This is a genomic window from uncultured Sphingomonas sp. (assembly GCF_964243315.1).
GTDB lineage: Bacteria > Pseudomonadota > Alphaproteobacteria > Sphingomonadales > Sphingomonadaceae > Sphingomonas.
In genome coordinates, this window is the sequence record NZ_CAXTEM010000054.1 from 1 (window position 1) to 20,240 (window position 20,240).

A 20,240-nucleotide genomic window follows, 5' to 3' on the forward strand; every position below is an offset into this window, starting at 1 on the left:
ACGAGAAGCACATCTTTCCGCGCGACACGATCAGGGCGGCGGCCGAGCTCGGCTTCGCGTCGATCTATGTCAGCGAGGAGAGCGGCGGGATCGCGCTCGGGCGGCTGGAGGCGGCGCTGATCATGGAGGCGATGGCCTATGGCTGTCCGTCGACCAGCGCGTTCATCTCGATCCACAACATGGCATCGTGGATGATCGACCGGTTCGGGTCGCAGACGGTGAAGGACAAGTACCTGCCGAGCCTGGTGACGATGGATCGCCTCGCGAGCTATTGCCTAACCGAGCCGGGGTCCGGATCGGACGCGTCGGCGCTGAAGACCAAGGCGGTGCGCGACGGCGACGACTGGATCGTGACCGGATCCAAGCAGTTCATCTCCGGCGCGGGCGAGAACGAGGTCTATGTGACCATGGTCCGCACCGGTGAGGAGGGGCCGAAGGGCATCTCCGCGCTGGTGATCGAGAAGGACATGCCGGGCGTGTCGTTCGGCGCCAACGAACGCAAGCTCGGCTGGCATTCGCAACCGACCGCTCAGGTGATCTTCGACGGCGTGCGGGTGCCGGGAGAGAACCTCGTCGGCGGGCTCGGCGAGGGGTTCCGGATCGCGATGATGGGGCTCGACGGCGGGCGGCTCAACATCGGCGCGTGCTCGCTCGGTGGGGCGCAACGGTGCCTGGATGAGGCGATCGGGTATACGAAGGATCGCAAGCAGTTCGGGAAACCGATCGCAGATTTCCAGAACACGCAGTTCACGCTCGCCGACATGGCGACCGAGCTCGAGGCGGCGCGCTATCTGCTTTACGTCGCGGCGGCGAAGGTGACCGCGAACGCGCCCGACAAGACCAAGTTCGCGGCGATGGCGAAGCGGCTAGCGACCGACACAGGGTCGGCGGTGGTTGACCGGGCTCTGCAGCTGCATGGCGGTTACGGGTATCTGATGGACTATCCGATCGAGCGCTTCTGGCGTGACCTGCGGGTGCATTCGATTCTGGAGGGGACCAACCAGGTGATGCGGATGATCGTCGGCCGCGAGCTGACGCGGCAATGAGGGGGACGAACAGATCCTCCCCGGAACGGGGAGGGGGACCAGCCGCAGGCTGGTGGAGGGGGCTCACCGCGAGCGACACCGCCCGAGGCACGCCCCCTCCACCACTCGCTGCGCGAGCGGTCCCCCTCCCCTTGCAGGGGAGGAATTTGGATGACCAATGAACTGATCGTAGCAGTCGAAGGCCCTCTGGGCCGGATCCGCCTCAACCGGCCGAAAGCGCTGCATGCGCTGACCACCGCGATGTGCGCCGGCGTCCTGGAGGCGCTGGACGCGTGGCGCGACGATCTAGCGGTCGAGGCGGTGGTGATCGACCATGCCGAGGGGCGCGGGTTCTGCGCGGGTGGCGACATCCGGATGCTGGCGGAATCGGGCGCGGCGGACGGGGTCGCGGCGCGGGCGTTCTTCCATGTCGAATACCGGATGAACCACCGGCTGTTCACCTATGCCAAGCCGATCGTCGCGGTGATGGACGGGATCACCATGGGCGGCGGGGTCGGGCTGGCGCTGCCGTGCACCTTCCGGATCGCCACCGAAAACACCAAACTGGCGATGCCCGAGACCGGGATCGGGCTGTTCCCGGACGTCGGCGCGGGATGGTATCTGTCGCGGCTGCCGGGGCGGATCGGGCAGTATCTGGCGCTGACCGGATACAGGCTCGACGGCGCCGAATGCCACGCGCTGGGGATGGCGACGCATTATCTCGACAGCGCGTCGCTCGACGAGGCCAAGCGCAGGATCGCCGCCGCGCCGCAGGAGATCGGCGCGACGCTCGACGCGCTGGCGGTGCCGGCGGGCGAGGCGAAACTGCTGGGGAACCGCGCGGCGATCGACCGGCTGTTCGCGAGCGATGCGCTGGAGGACATCTATGCGGCGCTGGCGGCGGACGGATCCGACTTCGCGGCGGCGACGCTGGCGACGCTGCGGACCAAATCGCCGCAGACCATGAAGGTGTCGCTGCGGTTGTTGAAGGACGGCGCGGGGATGGCGAGCTTCGCCGACGAGATGGCGCATGAATATGCGGTCGGCAGCCGGGTGGTGCAGCGCCACGACTTTCTCGAAGGGGTACGTGCGGTGATCGTCGACAAGGACAATGCGCCGCGCTGGGACCCGGCCGAGCCGGAGGGCGTGACCGATCACGTGATCGACCAGATCTTCGCGCCGCTTTCGGCGGGCGAGGCGTGGACGCCGTCATGAGGGGCGGCATGAACGAACAGGAACAGCGATGACCGATTACGAGACCATCCTCGTCGAGCAGCGCGGGGCGGTGACGCTCGTCACGCTCAACCGGCCTCAGGCGCTGAACGCCCTGAATTCGCAGGTGCTCAGCGACCTGCTCGCGGCGTTCGCCGCGTTCGACGCCGATCCCTCGCAAGGGTGTGCGGTGCTGACCGGCAGCGAGAAGGCGTTCGCGGCTGGCGCGGACATCAAGGAGATGTCGGCGCAGGGCTTCGCGGCGATGTACGGCAGCGACTTCTTTGCCGGCTATGACCGGCTGACGCAGACGCGCAAGCCGGTGATCGCGGCGGTGGCGGGCTATGCACTCGGCGGCGGGTGCGAGTTGGCGATGATGTGCGACTTCATCCTCGCGGCGGACACCGCCAAGTTCGGGCAGCCGGAGATCAAGCTGGCGGTGTCGCCAGGCATGGGCGGATCGCAGCGGCTGACCCGCGCGGTCGGCAAGGCCAAGGCGATGGAGATGTGCCTGACCGGGCGGATGATGGACGCTGCCGAGGCCGAGCGCGCGGGGCTGGTCAGCCGCGTGGTGCCCGCCGCGGAACTGGTCGAGGAGGCGGTGAAGACCGCCGCGACGATCGCGTCGATGGCGCCGCTGGCGGTGCTCGCCAACAAGGAGATGGTCGACGCGGCGTTCGAGACCGGTCTGGCGATGGGCGTGCAGTTCGAGCGGCGCTTGTTTCACGGGCTGTTCGGAACCGAGGACCAGAAGGAGGGCATGGCCGCCTTCGTGGAGAAGCGTCCGGGCAAGTGGACTGGTAAGTAGCGATCCCCCTCCCGCTTGCGGGAGGGGTTAGGGGAGGGCCTGTCCTCCCAAACAACATCTCCGTTCGCGGAAAGGCCCTCCCCCGGCCCCTCCCGCAGGCGGGAGGGGAGTGAAGTAGATGGCACGCGTCGCATTCATCGGTCTGGGCAACATGGGCGGCGGCATGGCCGCGAACCTGGCGAAGAAGGGGCATGACGTGCGCGCCTTCGATCTCTCCGCCGATGCGCTCGCGCGCGCCGAAGCCGCGGGGTGCTTGCCCGCCGCGGGCGCGATGGAGACGATCGCGGGGGCCGAAGCGATCGTCACGATGTTGCCCGCGGGCACGCATGTCGAGAGCGTCTATACCGACGCGGTGTTCGGCAACGCCGCGCCGACCGCGGTCCTGATCGACTGTTCGACGATCGACGTCGCCACCGCCAAGCGCGTCGGGGAGGCCGCGCTCGCGAAAGGTCTCGTGGCGGTCGATGCACCGGTGTCGGGCGGGATCGGCGCGGCCAATGCGGGCACGCTGACCTTCATGGTCGGGGGCAGCGCGGAGGGCTTCGCGCGCGCGGAGCCGTTCCTGGCGGACATGGGCAAGGCGGTGATCCATGCCGGTGCATCGGGCGCTGGGCAGGCGGCGAAGATCTGCAACAACATGCTGCTCGGCGTGACGATGGCGGGCACGTGCGAGGCGTTCCTGCTTGCGGAGAAGCTCGGGCTCGATGCGCAGAAATTCTACGACATCGCGAGCGTTTCGTCGGGGCAGAGCTGGTCGATGACGACTTATTGCCCGGTGCCAGGGGTCGGGCCGGATACGCCGGCGGATCACGACTATCAGGGCGGGTTCGCGGCGGCGCTGATGCTGAAGGACCTGCGGCTGGCGATGGCCGCGGCAGATGACACCGGCGCGCCGACGCCGATGGGGGCGGAAGCGCGTGCGCTGTACGAGCGGCTGGCGGAGGCGGGGCAGGGCGGGCTCGATTTCTCCGCGCTGATCCGGATGCTGCGGGGGTGAGCGCGTACGCAGCTCTCATTACCGTTCGTCCTGAGTAGCCATTAAGTAGCCCGCAGGGCGTATCGAAATGGGGTATCGATACGCCCTTCGGGCTACTCGATCCCTACTCAGGACAAACGGAGGGTGGTCGAGCCTCCTTCCCGCCAATGACGTTCGCGAACGTCCCGGTTGAGGCCGATGTCATCAGGCTATAGACCTGCCCGGAACAGGGGGGCGAGATGGCGGACACAGCGATTGCGGGCGAGGATATCGCCATCCCTCCACCGTCGGCCAAGGACATCCGCCTGGTCATCGGCGCGTCGTCGCTCGGCACCGTGTTCGAATGGTACGACTTCTTCATCTACGGCACGTTGGCCGCGTCGGGGATCATCGGGCGGACCTTCTTTCCGGCGGGGAATGAGGTCGTCCAGACGCTGCTCGCCTGGGCTGGGTTCGCAGTCGGGTTCGGGTTTCGGCCGCTCGGTGCGGTGCTGTTCGGCTATCTGGGCGACCGGCTCGGGCGCAAATACACGTTCCTGGTGACGATCACGCTGATGGGCGTCGCGACCGCGGGGGTCGGGCTGATCCCGTCGGCGGAGACGATCGGATATGCCGCGCCCGCGCTGGTGCTGCTGCTGCGGATCATGCAGGGGCTGGCGCTCGGCGGCGAATATGGCGGCGCGGCGATCTATGTCGCCGAGCATTCGCCGCGCGGCAAATCCGGTTTCTACACCAGCTTCATCCAGGCCGGCGTCGTCGGCGGCTTCATCCTCAGCCTCGCGGTGGTGCTCGCGACCAAGGGCGTGTTGTCGTCGGAGGCGTGGACCGCCGGGGGCTGGCGGTTTCCGTTCCTGTTTTCGATCCTGCTGCTCGCGATCTCGCTGTGGATGCGGCTGAAGCTGTCGGAAAGCCCGGTGTTCCTGAAGATGCGCGCGGCGGGCGAGCGCGCGGGCAATCCGCTGGTCGAGAGCTTCACCTATCCCGGCAATCTGCGGCGGATGATCGTCGCGCTGTTCGGCATCGCCGCGGGGCTGACGGTGATCTGGTACACCGCGATGTTCACCGTGCTGTCGTTCCTGCAGACGACGATGCGGGTCGACGAGACCGTCGCGCAACTGATCACCGGCGCGGGGGCGCTGGCGGGGCTCGGCTGGTTCGTGCTGTTCGGCTGGCTGTCGGACCGGGTCGGGCGCAAGACACCGATCGTGATCGGTTATGCGATGACGCTGCTGCTGCTGTTCCCGATCTTCTGGACGATCGGCGCGGCGGCCAATCCGGCGCTGGCGCGGGCGGCCGACCGGGCGCCGGTGATCGTCGCTGGGCCGCATTGCGCCTACAGCCCGTTCGCGGCGAAGCAGGCGGACGAATGCGGGCAATTGCTCGATTATTTCAGCAAGAAGGGCGTGCCCTACACCAAGCGCGTGACCACGGTGACGATGGTCGCGATCGGGGGCGAGCCGATCGCGGATCATAGCCCCGCGGCACTCGATGCGGCGCTGACCCGGGCGGGATATGACCTCGCCAAGGTGGTGCCGTCGGCGAGCAACATCCTGGTGATCTTCCTCGCGATCCTGGTCATGGGTGCGCTGTCGGGCATCACCTTCGGACCGGTCGCGGCGCTATTGTCGGAGATGTTCCCGCCCGCGATCCGCTACAGCTCGCTGTCGATCCCCTATCATCTCGGCACCGGCTATTTTGGCGGCTTCCTGCCGTTCATCAGCCAGTACATCGTCGCGCGAACCGGCGATCCGTTCGCGGGCCTGTGGTACACGATGGCGGTGGTCGCGATGGCGCTGGTGGTCACGGTGATCGGGCTGAACGAAAAGGAACTCGTCCGCTGATCGCTGCGCCATCGACGCTCGGCGCGTGGGCGACTATCGCGGCGCGGTGACCGTCGCCTCCCCCCTCCGCCTCCGCCTCGATCGATCCGCGCTGTCCGACAATTGGCGGGCACTCGACCGGCTAGCCGGCGGCGCCGCGTGCGGGGCGGCGGTGAAGGCCGACGGTTATGGCCTCGGCGCGGTCGAGGTCGTGCGGACGCTGGCGGGCATCGGCTGCCGCGACTTCTTCGTGGCGACCTGGGCGGAAGCGGCTGCGCTTGCCCCGCTGGGGGTCACGGTGTCCGTGCTGCACGGCGTTCGCGAGGAGGACATGGCGGTCGCGGCCGGCGGGATCGCGCGTCCGGTGCTCAACACCGACGCGCAGGTCGCCCGGTGGAAGGCCGCGAGCGGCGGCGCGTGCGACGTGATGGTCGATACCGGCATGAACCGGCTTGGCGTGTCGCCGGAGGCGGTCGCGGGCGGGTTGCTCGACGGGCTCGCGATCGAGACGCTGATGAGCCACCTCGCCTGCGCCGACGAGGACAGCGCGATGAACGAACGCCAGCGCGCGGCCTTTGCGGGGCTGGTGGGGAAGACGAGCGCGCGGCGGATGAGCCTCGCCAACTCGGCGGCGGTCGCGCTGGGGGCGGGCTACGCGTTCGATCTCGTTCGACCGGGGTTGGCGCTCTACGGCGGTGTACCTCGCCCCGAGTTCGCGGACATCATCCGCCAGGTCGTCACGCCCGAGGCCCAGATCCTCCAACGGCGCTGCGTCGCGGCCGGCGAGACGGTCGGCTACAACGCCACCTGGACCGCATCCGCGCCGACCGAGGTGGCGATCCTCAATATCGGCTATGCGGACGGCTATCGCCGCGCCTTTTCGGGGGTCGGCAGCGCCGGGGGTGGTGCGTTGCCGGTCCTGGGGCGGGTGTCGATGGACCTGGTGGCGATCGATGTCACCAGCCGGGCCGTAATCGCCGAGGGCGATTGGGTCCCGCTCGACTATGATCTGGCCACCGCGTCGATCGCGACGGGGGTGTCGCAATATGAGTTGCTGACCGGCCTGCGCGAGCGGTTCGAGAGAAGCTGGTTCTAGGCGAGCCGTCGATCATGAGCGCGTGTTCCTGCGGAGGCAGGAACCCAGGGTGACGATCGCCAACGCTTTTAACCCTGGGCTCCTGCGTTCGCAGGAGCACGTTGCCGCGTGCACCGACTTCGCGGATTACCGCTCCAAACACATGGCGATGCCCATGCCGCCGCCGATGCACAGGGTGGCGAGGCCCTTCTTGGCGTCGCGCTTTTGCATCTCGTAGATCAGCGTCGTCAGCACGCGCGCGCCGCTGGCGCCGATCGGGTGGCCGATCGCGATCGCGCCGCCGTTGACGTTGACCTTGTCGGCGTCCCAGCCGAGTTCCTTGCCTACCGAGAGCGCCTGTGCGGCGAAGGCTTCGTTGGCTTCGATCAGGTCGAGGTCGGCGATCGTCCAGCCGGCCTTTTCGAGCGCGCGGCGGGTGGCGGGGACCGGGCCGATGCCCATGATCGACGGATCGACGCCCGCGCTCGCCCAGCTCTTGATGGTGGCGAGGATCGGGCTGCCGCGGCGCTCGGCCTCTTCGCGGGTCATGATCACCAGCGCCGCGGCGCCGTCGTTGAGGCCGCTGGCGTTGGCGGCGGTGACGGTGCCGTCCTTCTTGAACGCGGGCCGTACGCTGGACACGCTGTCGAGCGTCGCGTCGCTGCGGATATATTCGTCGTCCGCGACGATCGTGTCGCCCTTGCGACCCTTCACCGTGACCGGCGCGATCTCGTCCTTGAAGCGGCCCGATGCGCGCGCCGCCTCGGCCTGGTTTTGCGAGCGGACCGAGAAGGCGTCCTGTTCGCCGCGGGTGACCTGATATTGTTCCGCCAAGTTCTCGGCGGTGATGCCCATGTGATAGCCGTTAAAGACGTCGGTAAGGCCGTCCTTCACCATCGTGTCGACGAGCGCGAGATCGCCCATCTTCTGCCCGCCGCGCATCGTTTGCGCATGCGCGCTGAGCGACATCGATTCCTGGCCGCCCGCGACCACGATCGTGGCGTCGCCGGTCGCGACCGCCTGGCAGGCGAGCGCCACCGCGCGCAGGCCCGAGCCGCAGACCTGGTTGACGCCCCAGGCGGGCACCTCCTTGGGAATACCCGCGGCCATCGATGCCTGGCGCGCGGGGTTCTGGCCCTGCGCGGCGGTGAGCACTTGGCCGAGGATCACCTCCGACACTTCGTCGCCGCCGACGCCGGCCTGCGCGAGAGCGGCCTCGATCGCGACTCGGCCGAGCTCATGCGCGGGGGTCGCGGCGAAGGCACCGAGGAAGCTGCCGACCGGGGTACGCTTCGCGGCGGTGATCACGATATCGGTCATCACATGTCCTTTTCGACTGGTTGCCGGTCCCATAGGCTAGCCGAGCGCGTCGATCCAGTCGGCTAACGGCGTCCAGAGCTGGTCGCGGGCACGGCCGCCGACGATCATCCCGACATGGCCGATCGCGAGGTCGCGGCGTTGCGGCAGGCCTGCGGCGGTGGCGGCGGGCACGATGCGGTCGGTCCGCGATACGAACTCGATCGCGGGGCAGTCGAGCGTGAGCGGGTCGATCATGCGCCCGCCGACGTGCCACGTGCCGCGACCGGGCAGGTCGGCGGCGACCAGGTCCTCGAACAGCGAGCGGCCCGCAGCATAGGGCAGCGGCGCGCCGGCATTCGCCCAATCCTCGAGCCGGACGAAGCTGAGGGCGGCGTCGCTGTCGAGCGCAAGAGTCGCGAACCGTTCGTACTTGGCGACCGTGCGAGCGGGGTCGAGCTTCCAGAAGCCGGCTTGCAACACCTCCATCGGTACGACGCCTAGCGCCTCGCACGTCGGTCGGGCGCTCGCCCACATCGCCGCGATCGCGTCGCGCCCGGCGCCATAGCCCTCGAAGCGCCATGGCGCGGCGATCGTCGCCAGGCCGGCGACGGGGGCGATCGCGGCGGCGGCGACCGCCATCGTGCCGCCGAGGCAGTAGCCGACCAGCACCGGCGGAGCGTCGAGTTCGGCGATCAACGGCACCAGCAGCCGCTCGACATGCGCGGCGATGTCGAGGTCGCGGTCCTCGGGGCCGGGCGTGCCCCAGTCCACCAGCCAAGGGTGCAGCCCGCGCTCGGCGAGCCACCGCAGCAACGATCGGTCGGGCCCAAGGTCTAGAATGTCGGGCGGATTGATCAGCGACGGGACCAGCACGACGTGACGACCGCGCGTATCGGGTGATCCATAATCACGCAGAGACGCGCGACCTACGCGGTGCGGTGCAGCAGGCGGAGCGGGGAACGGCGGACGCTCTGCGACCTGATAGGCCTGCAATCCGGCCATGGCGGCGGCCAAGCGATCGGGCGATGCTGCGGTTTCGCTGCGCAGCATGTCCAGGAACAAGGGTAGCGGCCTGGGCCCGTGTTGCGGTGCGGTATGAAAGCCTGTAGTATGGTTAGCATTCACGCTCGGGGTGGCCATATGAAGAAGCAGATCAACGGTGATGGTGTCGTCATCATCAAGAAATACGCCAACCGCCGGCTCTATAACACCGAAACCTCGTCCTACATCACGCTGGACCATCTCGCGACGATGACCCGCGAGGGGCGGGACTTCAAGGTCGTGGATGCGAAGTCGGACGACGACATCACGCACAACGTCCTCACCCAGATCATCATGGAGGAGGAAAGCCGCGGGCAGACGATGCTGCCGGTCAACTTCCTGCGCCAGCTGATCTCGATGTACGGCGACTCGATGCAGGCGATGGTGCCGGGCTATCTCGAAGAGTCGATGGACAGCTTCCGTCGCAACCAGGAACAGTTCAAGTCGGCGGTGCAGGGTGCCTTCGCCAATTCGCCGTTCGCCGAGATGGCGAAGCGCAACATGGCGATGTTCGAGGCCGCGACGCAGGCGTTCAAGCCGGGCGGCGCGGGCGCACCGGGCGTGGTGCCGACGACCCCCGCCGCGCCCGCCGGAACCAGCAAGGACGACGAGATCGCGGCGTTGAAGCAGGAGTTGTCGCGGTTGCAGGACAAGGTCGAGAAGCTCGCCTGACGATGCCGTTGCCGTTCGTCGCTGCGGGCGCCTCGATCGCGGTCGCGGTGGTCGCCGGGCTGGGTGAACGCCGCCGCCGGCGTCGCGTCGATCCCGATCGGGTGGGGCTCGTGGACTGGCGATCGGTGCAGATGGCGGCGCTGCTCGTCGCGGCGATCTGCATCAGCCTGGGTGCGAACCTGAAGTAACGCGGTTCAGTAGAAGTGCTTCAGCGTCAGCGTGCGCACGCTGCCGTCGCACAGCCGCAGCGCGACGATGCGTCCGGGTGCGCCGATCGACCAGGCGGCAAGAGGGCTGCCGGTGTAGGCTGCGGTGATCGGCGATCCGTCGACCGCGCAGATCTGGTCGTCGTCGCGCCAGCCGGTCTCCGCCGCCGGGCTGCCGCGCATCACGTGCAGCACCCGTAACCGATCGGGCTCGACTCGGACGAGCAAGCCGCTGGTGGAGCGGAGCGGGGGGCGATCCGCGGTGGGGCCGGGTTGCAGGACCATGCGCCCCGCGGCGGGATCGAGCAGCACGCGGTAGCGTTGGAGAAAGCCCGAGCCGATCCGCCCCGCGACGCCGATCCCGTCCGAGAAGCCGCCGGCGGGCTCGACACGCAACTCGGTCTGTCGCGCGGTAAGACCGCCGATCGTCAGCGTCGGCACGATCGTCAGCGTGCTGACCGTCGATCCGGCGAGCCCGAACGAGATCGTCGTCGTCGTTCGCGCGTCGTGTGGCGCCGTCGCGCGCCATGATGCGGCGGATAGCGTCACCGCGGCGCCATCGCCGGTGTCGACCACGATCGGCGACAGGCGGCGTCCGGCCAGCGTGATCGCGCTCTCGTAGATCTGCCGTCTGGCCGAGATCGACAGTGGTGCCACCGTTCCAACGAACGGCATCCGGCCCGAGGGCAACAGGCGAAAGCGGCGAGCGGCGAAATCAATGTCGAGCGCCTGTGCGCCGGTGACATCGCGCCCGACGAGCATGTCCACCGCATCCGCGCTGCCGGTCGCCGCCGCGGGCAGGGGCGCCACCGCGACGCGGCCGCCGCGGCGGGTCAGCCCGCCGATCGTGAGTTCCGCGGTCGGCATCCAGCCGATCCCGACTTTGCCGCCGATCGCGGTCGCGGTGCCGCCCTTCACGACTCGCGCCGGGATCGTGGCAGCGGACGCCGCCGCGAGCACCGAATAGCTCACCCCGGTGTCGAGCACTGCGACGATCGGCTTGCCGTCCAGCGTCATCGCGAACCGGATCTGGTTGCCGGGCGTCAGATCGAACGGCACCCAGCGCGCCTCCGCATCGGCGCTGAGCGTGGCGATGCCGTCACGCGGAGTGGCGGGCGCGGCCGCAAGCAGGAGCGGCACGAGGACCGAGGAAAGGCGAAGCATCGCCGGTCCTATAGGCCGATCGCGCCCGGATCGGTGAGGAGGATTCAGGGTCCCGGGGTGGGATCGTCCGGCGCGACGACGGTCACACCGTCTATGGTGAGCGCGCGCGCATCGGCGATGCCGGGCAGCGGCAGATCGGAGAGCAGGACATAGAGCCGCCCGGGGACGAGTTCGCCACGCGCAAAGGCTGCCTCCTCGGCGACGAGGCGCCGCTGCGTGGCCTTGCTGGTTCTCGCGGCATAGACGCTGGTGACGGGACGCCCGGCCTTCACCGCGCGCCAGGCGATCTCCTGGAACAGCGCGAGATCCTGGGTCACGTCGCCCGGCAGGAAGGCGATCGATCGCGACGCTCCGACCAACTGCTCCCATCGTGGGTCCAAGGTGCGGACGTAGAGCCGGTGCTTGCCGGCTTCCCGGCTTTGCGCCCGGACCGCGTCGGCCATGCCCGACAAGTCGATGACCTGCAGCGCGACCAGCGCGACTAGGGTCAGCGCCGCGCGCTCGGCCGAAAGGCGGAAGACGGCGAGCACCGCCATCAGCACCAGCACATAGCCGACCGGCCAGAACAGCCGTCCCGACGCGCGCACCGGATCCAGCACCACCTGCAAGAAGGGAGGCAGCGGCATGTGGAGGACCGCGAGGATCGCGAGCACGATGAGCGCGGGCACCAGCCTGCGCAGCCGCTGCCCGGTAGCGCGTTCACCCTCGCGAGCCGGCAGGCGACGCGCGATCGCGATCGCTGCGGCGATCAGCACCAGGCCGCCGGCGCCGAGATACTGGAACCCCTCGAAGTTGCGGCCCGGACTCTCCTCATGCGCAGGCAGCAGATTGGAAAAGCTGGTGATCCCCGGATTCCACAAGGCATCGAGCGGCATCGAGAACGCACCGAAGTTGCGCGCCGCCTCCTGATCGCCGACTCCCAGCCACAGGGCCAGCGACGCGACCAGCGCCAGCATGACGAGGCCGTGCAGCAACGTCGTCAGCCGCGTCCGCGCCGACCCGTCGACGAAGCGCGCGAGCATCGCCGACGCCCAGATCGCGCCGACCATGACCAACAGATAGCTGTGGATCAGCGCGGTGACGGCGATCAGCGGCGCCCACCATCGCATCCGCTCGCCACGCTTGGCGTCGAGGAACAGGTAGAGCGCGGCCAGGATCGTCCAGTGCGCCATCAGATTGACGTGGACGAAACGGTGGGCGAGCGTCGGGGGGAAGGCGAGGAGGACTACGCCCGCCCATAAAGCGACCGGGCCGGGTGCGTGGCGGCGGAGCAGCAGCCAGGCGAAGAGGGCTTGCAGGATCAGGCTCGCAAGGATGGACGGGCCGACGAGCTGCGCATCGGCCGGCAACCACGCCGCGACGGCCTTTGCGGCCAGGGTTAGCAACGGATTGCTGTCGGTATAGAGCACCGGCACCCCGTTGGGGGCGTTGAGCAGACCGGTCTTCAGCGACGCGCCAGCCGCGGGATCGTGCCAATAGGCATGGGCGCCCAGCGCATTCTCGCCATTGTCGCTGCCGCGGATCAGCCAGCCGGGATTGTCGATCCGCAGCGTCGCCGGATGGAAGAACGCGAAGAACATCGCGAGCGGCAGCACCAGCAACAGGGTCGGGGTGAGCAATCGGTGCCGCCAGCCGCTCGCCGGATTGAAGACTGCCATATCGAGGAAGGCGGTCGGGCGCCCCGACGCCGGGCGAACGCCGGCGCGCGACGGCTCGAGCGTGTCCGAGAAGCTGGTCATCCGCTGCCCTTCTAGAGACACGCTTCCAGATATGCCTGGTCGAAGCCGTACTGCTTGGCCTTGTCGAGCGTGTACGGGCGCAGGCCCATGGCGCGGTATTCGCCGATGATTTTGCCGTCGGCGCTTTCGTCCAGATACTCGAACTTGAACAATTCCTGGGTGACGATCACCGCGCCCTCCATGCCGATCACCTCGGTGACGTTGGTGACGCGGCGCGAGCCGTCGCGCAGCCGCTTGACCTGGACGATCAGCTCGACCGAGTCCGCGATCTGGCGGCTGATCGCCTCCTTCGGGACCTTGATGTCCGACATCATCACCATGTTCTCCATTCGCGCGAGCGCCTCGCGCGGGGAGTTGGCGTGGAGCGTACACATCGAGCCATCGTGACCGGTGTTCATGGCGGCGAGCATGTCGAAACACTCGCTGCCACGGATTTCGCCTAGGATGATGCGGTCCGGGCGCATACGCAGGGCGTTCTTGACAAGATCGCGGATGCTAATCTCGCCCTGGCCCTCCAGATTGGCAGGGCGGGTTTCGAGCGGCAGCCAGTGAGGCTGCTGCAGGCGAAGCTCCGCGGCGTCCTCGATCGTCAGCACGCGCTCGCCCGGGTCGATCATCTTCGACAACGCATTGAGCATCGTCGTCTTGCCCGAACCGGTGCCGCCCGAGATGACGATGTTGAAGCGGCTGGCACCCGCGATCTTCAGCGCGGTCGCCATCTTCGCGCTCATCGACCCACCGTTCGCCATCATGTCGAGCGTGATCGGTTTCGCAGAAAATTTACGGATCGAGATCGCGGTGCCGCGCAGGCTGAGCGGCGGCACGATGACGTTGACGCGGCTGCCGTCCTTCAGCCGGGCGTCGGCGAGCGGGGTAGTCTGGTCGACACGACGGCCGACCGAGTTGCAGATGCGCTGCGCAATCTGGAACAGATGCTCCTCGTCGCGGAACTGGATCTGCGCGAGTTCGAGCTTCCCCTTGCGTTCGATGAAAGTCTGTTCGGGGCCGTTGACCATGATGTCGGAGATCGACGGATCGGCGAGCAATTCTTCTAGCGGCCCGAGCCCGAGCAACTCGTCGACCAATACCTTTTCCAGCGCGAATTGTTCGCGCCGGTTGAGCGTCAGCTTCAGTTCGGCGAGCACTTCGCCGATGATCGGGCGAAATTCCTCGGCGAGTTCGTCCTTGCCGAGCGTCGCCGCCGCTTCCGGGTCGACACGTTCCAGCAGGCGCGGCAGCACCTGTTCCTTGATCTTGTGGATCGAGCTTTCAAAGCCCTCGACGCGGCTGTTGCCGGCATCGCCGCTGGCGTTCTGCCGCTCGGTGAGCCGCTGCATCGCGTCGCCGGTGGTGACGCCCATGATGCCGCTGCCATTGTCGAGCGGTGGCAGCGCGGTCTCGCCCGGCATCGGCAACGAATCGATCGGCGGGAATTGCGACCCCGGCGCATCGGCGTCGGAGCGTTGGGCGCCGCCGCCCTGCATCGGGCGCGCGACGCCGAACGCCGGACGGCTCGACTGCCCGCTTCCTACTCCACTGCGACGTCCGAACGCACTCATGCCATGGCACCTCTCAAGATCAATCGAGGGGTAGGGCCCAGAGCTTGAGATTTGACTAACCAAACCTTGTGCCAAGCCGGACCATCCGAGGCATGGAGCAGCGAGAAGCCGCTATTCCGGCCGAGCGGCGGACTGCGCCTCGCGCGCCAGCAACGCGCGCTTGCGATCCAGGCCATAGGCGTAGCCGCCGAGCGTGCCGTCGGTGCGCTGGGCGCGGTGGCAGGGGATGACGATCGACACCGGATTGCGTCCGCAGGCGGTGCCCGCGGCACGCACCGCGTTCGGATTGCCCGCTATCGCGGCCAACTCGCTATAGGTTCGGGTCTCCCCCTGCGGAATGGTCCTGAGCGCCTGCCACACCGCCTCCTGAAACGCGGTGCCCCGCACGTCGAGCGGCAGATCGTGATCGCGATCGGGCGATTCCACCGCGGCCACCACCCGCGCGGCGAGTTCGGCGAGCGCCGCATCGCCTGGGACGATCTCGGCGGCGGGGAAGCGTGTCCTCAGCGCGGTCTCGTCCTCGTCGAACGACACCCGACACAAGCCACGCGCGGTGGCGGCGACGAACATCGCGCCGAGGCTCGTATCGACGATCGTCCAGCGGATGGTCTCGCCCGCGCCGCCGTTCGCCCAGGCGCTCGGTGCCATCCCCAGCCGCCGCGCGCCGTTCGCGTAGAAGCGGCTCGGCGCGGAATAGCCTGCCTCGTAGATCGCGTCGGTCACGTTGCTCTCCTTGGACAGGGCGTCGGCGGCGCGGGTGCTGCGCAGGCCGCGGGCATAGGCGGCGGGGGTCACCCCGGTCGCGCGCTTGAACAGCCGGTGGAAATGATGCGGGGCATAGCCGACCCGGGCCGCGAGTGCGTCGAGCCCGATCGGTGCACCATCGCCGGCCAGCAGCGCCAGCGCCTCGGCGACCGCCAGCCGGTCGCGCCCGATCGCGTCGGGCTTGCAGCGCAGGCACGCGCGAAATCCGGCGGCGCGGGCGGAGTCGGCATCCGTGTGGAACTCCACGTTCGCCCGCTTGGGATGGCGCGCGGGGCAACTCGGCTTGCAGTAGATGCCGGTGGTGCGGACCGCGACGACGAAGCGACCGTCGTGATTGCGATCGCGCGCTTCGAAGGCCGCCCAAGCGATGGTCTCGTCGATCGTCGTCATGCCGCGGGTCTAGCCCGCCGCCGCCGCCGCTGCACCCCGGGACTTGCGATCAAACCGCGGGCAACCTTCGATGATGACGAGACAAGTTCTTTGACAAGTCGCGGCGGCGTCGGCCAAGTTCAGGCGGGGGAGGAACGAAGACATGGGAGCATTTAAGGCATCGAGTCGAATGTTCGCGGCGGTCGCGCTCGCGACCGGCGGCGCGGCGACCGCGGAATGGCGCGAGGCGCGCTCCTCGCACTTCATCGTCTACGCCGACGACAGCGAGAGCGGGATCCGCGATCTCGCGACTCGGCTGGAGCGATTCGACGCGGTGGTCCGCCGCTTACACAAATTCGACGTCTCCGACGGTCAGGCAAGCAATCCGCTGACGGTGTTCGTGCTGTCCGGCCGCTCCTCGGTCCAGAAGCTGTACGGCGGCGACAGGGACATTGCGGGGTTCTACGTCCCTCGCGCCAGCGGTTCGGTCGCGTTCACGCCCGGACGCGGCGATGGCGATGGCGGATTGCAGCCGCAGATCGTGCTGTTCCACGAATATGGCCATCACCTGCTGCTCGGTAACTCGACGATCGCCTACCCGAACTGGTTCAGCGAGGGCTATGCGGAGTTCGTCTCCACCACCCGGTTCGACAAGGCCTCGGCGATGGTCGGGGTCGCGGCGCAGCACCGCGCCTACGGCCTGATCGAGACCAACGGGATCAGCATCGAACGCCTGCTCGATCCGCGGCCGCATAAATTGTCCGACGTCGAGCGGGAGGCGCTGTACGGCCGCGGGTGGCTGATGACGCACTGGCTGATGTTCGATCCCGCGCGCTTCGCCAAGTTCAACGCGTATTTAAAATTTATCAATGACGGCATGCCCCCGCTCGCGGCGGCGACCAAGGCGTTCGGCGACCTGAAGGCGCTCGATCGGGATCTCAACCGCTATCTGCGTGCGAGCACGTTACCGGCGATGGCCATTCAATATGTCAATCTGCCAGCGATCACCGTGACCGTGAACACGCTGTCGCCAGGCGCGCGCGCCCTGATGCCGTTCCGCCAGAGATCGGTTCGCGGCGTCAATGCCACAACCTCGCTGCCGCTCTACACCAAGGCGGCGGCGCTGGCGGCGCGCTATCCGGACGATGCGCTGGCGCAATCATGGCTGGCGGAGATGGCGTACGATGCCAAGCGCGACGACGAGGCCGAGGCGGCGGCGGATCGCGCGCTGGCCGTAGATCCGAAATCGGTGCAGGCGATGCTATACAAGGCGCAGGTCCGCCTGCGTCGCGCGGCGGAGGCGAAATCGACCGACAAGAAAGTCTGGGCCGACGCGCGTAGCTGGATCGTGAAGGCGAACCGGATCGATCCGGATTGCGCATGGCCGCTGGCGCTGTTCTACCGAAGCTTCGAGATGGCGGATCAGCCACCCACCGCCAGCGCCGCCAAGGGACTGGAACGCGCGTTCGAGTTGATCCCCCAGGACGGTTCCCTCCGGATGGCGTTGGTGGGCCAGAAGCTGGTGGAGGGCGATCTGGCCGCCGCGCGCACCTATCTCCGTCCGATCGCCTTCGATCCACACGCCGCGCCGGACAACCCGGCGGCTAAGCTGCTGGCGGTGATCGATACGCTGAAGGATCCCAAGGCGGCGGCTGCGGCGATGAAGGCGATGGAGGCGGCGGGGGAAGGGGAGGGCGACTGAGGGGGGCCTTTCGCGCCACTTCTACCACTACCCTGCACCCAGTTCGGTATCACCACCACCCCGGCGAAGGCCGGGGCCCAGGTGGGCAGGCTTTTGCGACGACGGAATGCGCTCCGTTACCCTCTATTCCCAACTGGGCCCTGGCCTTCGCCGGGGTGGTAGTAGACGTCGGGGTAAGAAGGTGCCGGGTGACAAGCTTCCGCCCTCAGCCCCCGTTCGCGCGGAACAGTTCCAGCGTGCGCGCCTTCGCCAGGGCGGCGCTCGGCTCGTGGTAATCCTTGCGACGATCCGAATTGAAGCCGTGGCCGGCGTCGTAGACATGAACGGTCGCGTTCGGCCACCCCTTGGCGATCACCTGCTCGACGCCCTCCATCGGGATGCCGGTGTCGTAGCGACCGAAGTGCAGGATCACCGGCACCTTCGGTTCCTGGTCGGCTGCGGCGGGGATCAGGCTGCCGTAGTAGCCGCTGGCGGCGGCGACGCCGTTTAGCTGCGTCGCCGCAAACCACGCGACCGAGCCGCCATAGCAATAGCCGACGACGAATACCGGTCCTGACGCCGCCAGCGCGTCGACGCAGGTCTGCACGTCCGCCAGCGATTGCGCGAACGGGTGCGCCTCGCGTGCGAGCCGGATCGCCTCCGCCAGGCCGTCGCCGCTGTAGTCTGCTTCGAATCCGGGATGCTCGCGGTCGAACAGCGCGGGGGCGAGCACCTCGTAGCCGTCCTTCGCATAGTCGTCGCACAATTCGCGGATGTGATCGGTGACGCCGAAGATCTCCTGCACCAGCACGAGACCGCCGCGCCGTTCGCCTGCGGGGTGGACGTGGTAGACCGCCACCTGGGCGCCGTCGGCCATCGTCATCCTTGCCATGCTGCCGTCGGCCATCGTCGATCTCCATTTGTCGCGTGTCGTTCGCTTGCGGCCGGGTAGCGCGGGGGGCGGCTTTCGCCAAGCGTCGCGGATCGGCAGGGGCCGCACGGGTTGCATCGATCCGGCCCCGATGCTAACCGCCCGGCACCCATCGGACGCGCACTCGCTGCGCACCTGTTCGCATGGGGCCAAGGATCCGGTGGAGGCGTCGCCTTCGCAGGTCCGGGATCAACCGTTGAGAACGAGGACTTCGATCGCGTGGAGACATCCGGCGGTATTCAAGCGAGCTTAGGCGGCAGGTATGCGCTGGCGCTGTTCGATCTCGCGCGCGAGTCGAAGCGCATCGACGCGGTCGAGGCGAGTCTCGCCACGGTGCGGGATGCGCTCGCGCAGTCGCCCGATTTCAAGACGCTGACGACCAGCCCGCTGGTCTCGCGTACCAACGCCGCCGCGGCGATCCTCGCCAGTGCCGAGACGATGGGCCTCGATCCGACGACGCGCAGCTTCCTCGGCGTGCTCGCGCAGAACCGCCGGCTGGGTGATCTCCCCAAGATCATCCGCGCGTTTCGCACGCTCGCGGCACAGCATCGCGGCGAGACCACCGCGGAGGTGGTTTCCGCCCATCCGCTCGACGACGATCAGGTCGCGGCGCTGAAGCAGCAGCTTCGCACCCGCGTCGGTCGTGAGGTTTCGGTCGATCTGTCGGTCGACCCTCAGCTGCTCGGCGGGCTCGTCGTCCGCATCGGCAGCCAGATGATCGATTCGTCGATCCGCACCCGTTTGAACTCACTCGCGCACGCAATGAAAGGCTGACAGCGCACGCTGTTCAGAAAGGCTGACAATGGATATCCGCGCCGCAGAAATCTCGAAGGTCATCAGGGACCAGATCGCCAATTTCGGTTCCGAGGCCGAGGTCTCCGAGACCGGCCAGGTGCTGAGCGTCGGCGACGGCATCGCGCGCATCTACGGGCTCGACAACGTCCAGGCGGGCGAGATGGTCGAATTCGCGAACGGCGTGCAGGGCATGGCGCTCAACCTCGAGGCCGATAACGTCGGCGTCGTGATCTTCGGGTCGGATTCGGAGATCAAGGAAGGCGACGTCGTCAAGCGGACCGGCACCATCGTCGACGTTCCCGTCGGCAAGGGCCTGCTCGGGCGCGTCGTCGACGGCCTCGGCAACCCGATCGACGGCAAGGGCCCGATCGTGAGCGATCAGCGCAGCCGCGTCGAGGTGAAGGCGCCCGGCATCATCCCGCGCACCTCGGTGCACGAGCCGGTGCAGACCGGCCTCAAGGCGATCGACGCGCTGGTGCCGGTCGGCCGTGGCCAGCGCGAGCTGATCATCGGCGATCGCCAGACCGGCAAGTCGGCGGTCGCGATCGACGCGTTCATCAACCAGAAGGCGGCAAACGCCGGCGACGACGAGAGCAAGAAGCTTTACTGCATCTATGTCGCGATCGGGCAGAAGCGCTCGACGGTGGCGCAGATCGTCAAGACGCTGACCGAGAACGGCGCGATGGATTATTCGATCGTGGTCGCCGCGACCGCGTCGGATCCTGCGCCGATGCAGTTCCTCGCGCCCTATACCGGCTGCGCGATGGGCGAGTATTTCCGCGACAACGGCATGCACGCGCTGATCGTCTATGACGATCTGTCCAAGCAGGCGGTGGCGTATCGCCAGATGTCGCTGCTGCTGCGCCGCCCGCCGGGCCGCGAAGCCTATCCGGGCGACGTGTTCTATCTCCACTCGCGCCTCCTCGAGCGCGCGGCGAAGATGAACAAGGACAATGGATCGGGCTCGCTCACCGCGCTGCCGATCATCGAGACCCAGGCAGGCGACGTGTCGGCCTACATCCCGACCAACGTGATCTCGATCACCGATGGCCAGATCTTCCTCGAAACCGACCTGTTCTTCGCGGGCATCCGCCCCGCGATCA

Annotated in this window: 18 protein-coding genes; 11 read left to right on the plus strand and 7 right to left on the minus strand. The window is 67.9% G+C overall.

Annotated elements, in window-relative coordinates; translation table 11 throughout:
* From ACFE77_RS13160 to ACFE77_RS13185, 6 genes are all read left to right on the plus strand, one after another.
* On the plus strand, window positions 1-1,046 hold a 1,046-nt coding region (locus ACFE77_RS13160; protein ID WP_375422100.1), incomplete at its 5' end, for an acyl-CoA dehydrogenase family protein.
* 150 nt (window positions 1,047-1,196) lie between these two features.
* The gene (locus ACFE77_RS13165) at window positions 1,197-2,240 is read left to right on the plus strand and encodes an enoyl-CoA hydratase/isomerase family protein (protein ID WP_375422101.1); all 1,044 of its coding nucleotides are present in this window, start codon (window positions 1,197-1,199) and stop codon (window positions 2,238-2,240) included.
* A 28-nt stretch (window positions 2,241-2,268) separates the two neighbouring features.
* Window positions 2,269-3,045 (plus strand): enoyl-CoA hydratase, encoded by a 777-nt coding sequence (locus tag ACFE77_RS13170; protein ID WP_375422102.1) that lies wholly within the window; start codon window positions 2,269-2,271, stop codon window positions 3,043-3,045.
* Between the two features lie 118 nt (window positions 3,046-3,163).
* A complete protein-coding gene (mmsB, locus tag ACFE77_RS13175) occupies window positions 3,164-4,042 on the plus strand; it encodes a 3-hydroxyisobutyrate dehydrogenase (RefSeq protein ID WP_375422103.1) in 879 nt (292 codons plus the stop codon).
* Window positions 4,043-4,260: 218 nt separating this feature from the next.
* On the plus strand, window positions 4,261-5,862 hold the full coding sequence (locus ACFE77_RS13180; RefSeq protein WP_375422104.1) for an MFS transporter: 1,602 nt from the start codon (window positions 4,261-4,263) through the stop codon (window positions 5,860-5,862).
* Between the two features lie 25 nt (window positions 5,863-5,887).
* Window positions 5,888-6,937: an alanine racemase gene (locus ACFE77_RS13185; RefSeq protein ID WP_375422105.1), complete on the plus strand. Its 1,050-nt coding sequence runs from the start codon at window positions 5,888-5,890 to the stop codon at window positions 6,935-6,937.
* 126 nt (window positions 6,938-7,063) lie between these two features.
* Here the strand turns inward: ACFE77_RS13185 and ACFE77_RS13190 are convergent, their stop codons facing one another.
* Together ACFE77_RS13190 and ACFE77_RS13195 are read right to left on the minus strand one after the other, a co-directional pair.
* On the minus strand, window positions 7,064-8,236 hold the full coding sequence (locus ACFE77_RS13190; protein ID WP_375422106.1) for an acetyl-CoA C-acetyltransferase: 1,173 nt from the start codon (window positions 8,234-8,236) through the stop codon (window positions 7,064-7,066).
* 36 nt (window positions 8,237-8,272) lie between these two features.
* Entirely contained in the window at window positions 8,273-9,277 is a 1,005-nt protein-coding gene (locus ACFE77_RS13195; protein WP_375422107.1) for an alpha/beta hydrolase, read from the minus strand.
* A gap of 78 nt (window positions 9,278-9,355) precedes the next feature.
* Between ACFE77_RS13195 and phaR the strand changes: the two genes are divergently transcribed.
* Both phaR and ACFE77_RS13205 read left to right on the plus strand, forming a co-directional pair.
* Window positions 9,356-9,928, plus strand: coding sequence for a polyhydroxyalkanoate synthesis repressor PhaR (phaR, locus tag ACFE77_RS13200; RefSeq protein WP_375422108.1), 573 nt, complete (start codon window positions 9,356-9,358; stop codon window positions 9,926-9,928).
* Between the two features lie 2 nt (window positions 9,929-9,930).
* Complete coding sequence (locus tag ACFE77_RS13205; protein ID WP_375422109.1) at window positions 9,931-10,116, plus strand: hypothetical protein; 186 nt, start codon at window positions 9,931-9,933, stop codon at window positions 10,114-10,116.
* Between the two features lie 6 nt (window positions 10,117-10,122).
* On the opposite strand, the gene ACFE77_RS13210 is transcribed toward ACFE77_RS13205, so the two are convergent.
* The 4 genes from ACFE77_RS13210 to ada form a co-directional block, all read right to left on the minus strand.
* Complete coding sequence (locus ACFE77_RS13210; RefSeq protein ID WP_375422110.1) at window positions 10,123-11,298, minus strand: aspartyl protease family protein; 1,176 nt, start codon at window positions 11,296-11,298, stop codon at window positions 10,123-10,125.
* Window positions 11,299-11,342: 44 nt separating this feature from the next.
* Window positions 11,343-13,037: a DUF6311 domain-containing protein gene (locus ACFE77_RS13215; RefSeq protein ID WP_375422111.1), complete on the minus strand. Its 1,695-nt coding sequence runs from the start codon at window positions 13,035-13,037 to the stop codon at window positions 11,343-11,345.
* Window positions 13,038-13,048: 11 nt separating this feature from the next.
* On the minus strand, window positions 13,049-14,596 hold the full coding sequence (locus ACFE77_RS13220; protein WP_375422112.1) for a CpaF family protein: 1,548 nt from the start codon (window positions 14,594-14,596) through the stop codon (window positions 13,049-13,051).
* Between the two features lie 111 nt (window positions 14,597-14,707).
* Complete coding sequence (gene ada, locus ACFE77_RS13225; RefSeq protein ID WP_375422113.1) at window positions 14,708-15,751, minus strand: bifunctional DNA-binding transcriptional regulator/O6-methylguanine-DNA methyltransferase Ada; 1,044 nt, start codon at window positions 15,749-15,751, stop codon at window positions 14,708-14,710.
* A 142-nt stretch (window positions 15,752-15,893) separates the two neighbouring features.
* On the opposite strand from ada, the gene ACFE77_RS13230 reads away from it, so the two are divergent.
* Window positions 15,894-17,432, plus strand: coding sequence for a tetratricopeptide repeat protein (locus tag ACFE77_RS13230; protein ID WP_375422114.1), 1,539 nt, complete (start codon window positions 15,894-15,896; stop codon window positions 17,430-17,432).
* Between the two features lie 205 nt (window positions 17,433-17,637).
* Here the strand turns inward: ACFE77_RS13230 and ACFE77_RS13235 are convergent, their stop codons facing one another.
* Entirely contained in the window at window positions 17,638-18,318 is a 681-nt protein-coding gene (locus ACFE77_RS13235) for a dienelactone hydrolase family protein (protein WP_375422115.1), read from the minus strand.
* Window positions 18,319-18,561: 243 nt separating this feature from the next.
* Here ACFE77_RS13235 and ACFE77_RS13240 point away from each other — a divergent pair, with 243 nt between their 5' ends.
* Together ACFE77_RS13240 and atpA are read left to right on the plus strand one after the other, a co-directional pair.
* A complete protein-coding gene (locus ACFE77_RS13240; RefSeq protein ID WP_375422116.1) occupies window positions 18,562-19,116 on the plus strand; it encodes a F0F1 ATP synthase subunit delta in 555 nt (184 codons plus the stop codon).
* Window positions 19,117-19,144: 28 nt separating this feature from the next.
* Window positions 19,145-20,240, plus strand: a 1,096-nt coding sequence (gene atpA, locus ACFE77_RS13245) for a F0F1 ATP synthase subunit alpha (protein WP_375422117.1), incomplete at its 3' end; no start/stop codon positions are given.

Excerpts from the sequence above, each read along its gene's own strand:
- ACFE77_RS13235 (WP_375422115.1), bottom strand. The coding sequence starts at position 18,318 with ATGGCCGACGGCAGCATGGCAAGGATGACGATGGCCGACGGCGCCCAG.
- phaR (WP_375422108.1), top strand. The coding sequence starts at position 9,356 with ATGAAGAAGCAGATCAACGGTGATGGTGTCGTCATCATCAAGAAATAC.
- ada (WP_375422113.1), bottom strand. The coding sequence starts at position 15,751 with ATGACGACGATCGACGAGACCATCGCTTGGGCGGCCTTCGAAGCGCGC.
- mmsB (WP_375422103.1), top strand. The coding sequence starts at position 3,164 with ATGGCACGCGTCGCATTCATCGGTCTGGGCAACATGGGCGGCGGCATG.
- ACFE77_RS13210 (WP_375422110.1), bottom strand. The coding sequence starts at position 11,298 with ATGCTTCGCCTTTCCTCGGTCCTCGTGCCGCTCCTGCTTGCGGCCGCG.
- ACFE77_RS13170 (WP_375422102.1), top strand. The coding sequence starts at position 2,269 with ATGACCGATTACGAGACCATCCTCGTCGAGCAGCGCGGGGCGGTGACG.
- ACFE77_RS13165 (WP_375422101.1), top strand. The coding sequence starts at position 1,197 with ATGACCAATGAACTGATCGTAGCAGTCGAAGGCCCTCTGGGCCGGATC.
- ACFE77_RS13215 (WP_375422111.1), bottom strand. The coding sequence starts at position 13,037 with ATGACCAGCTTCTCGGACACGCTCGAGCCGTCGCGCGCCGGCGTTCGC.
- ACFE77_RS13205 (WP_375422109.1), top strand. The coding sequence starts at position 9,931 with ATGCCGTTGCCGTTCGTCGCTGCGGGCGCCTCGATCGCGGTCGCGGTG.
- ACFE77_RS13220 (WP_375422112.1), bottom strand. The coding sequence starts at position 14,596 with ATGAGTGCGTTCGGACGTCGCAGTGGAGTAGGAAGCGGGCAGTCGAGC.
- ACFE77_RS13230 (WP_375422114.1), top strand. The coding sequence starts at position 15,894 with ATGGGAGCATTTAAGGCATCGAGTCGAATGTTCGCGGCGGTCGCGCTC.
- ACFE77_RS13180 (WP_375422104.1), top strand. The coding sequence starts at position 4,261 with ATGGCGGACACAGCGATTGCGGGCGAGGATATCGCCATCCCTCCACCG.
- ACFE77_RS13190 (WP_375422106.1), bottom strand. The coding sequence starts at position 8,236 with ATGACCGATATCGTGATCACCGCCGCGAAGCGTACCCCGGTCGGCAGC.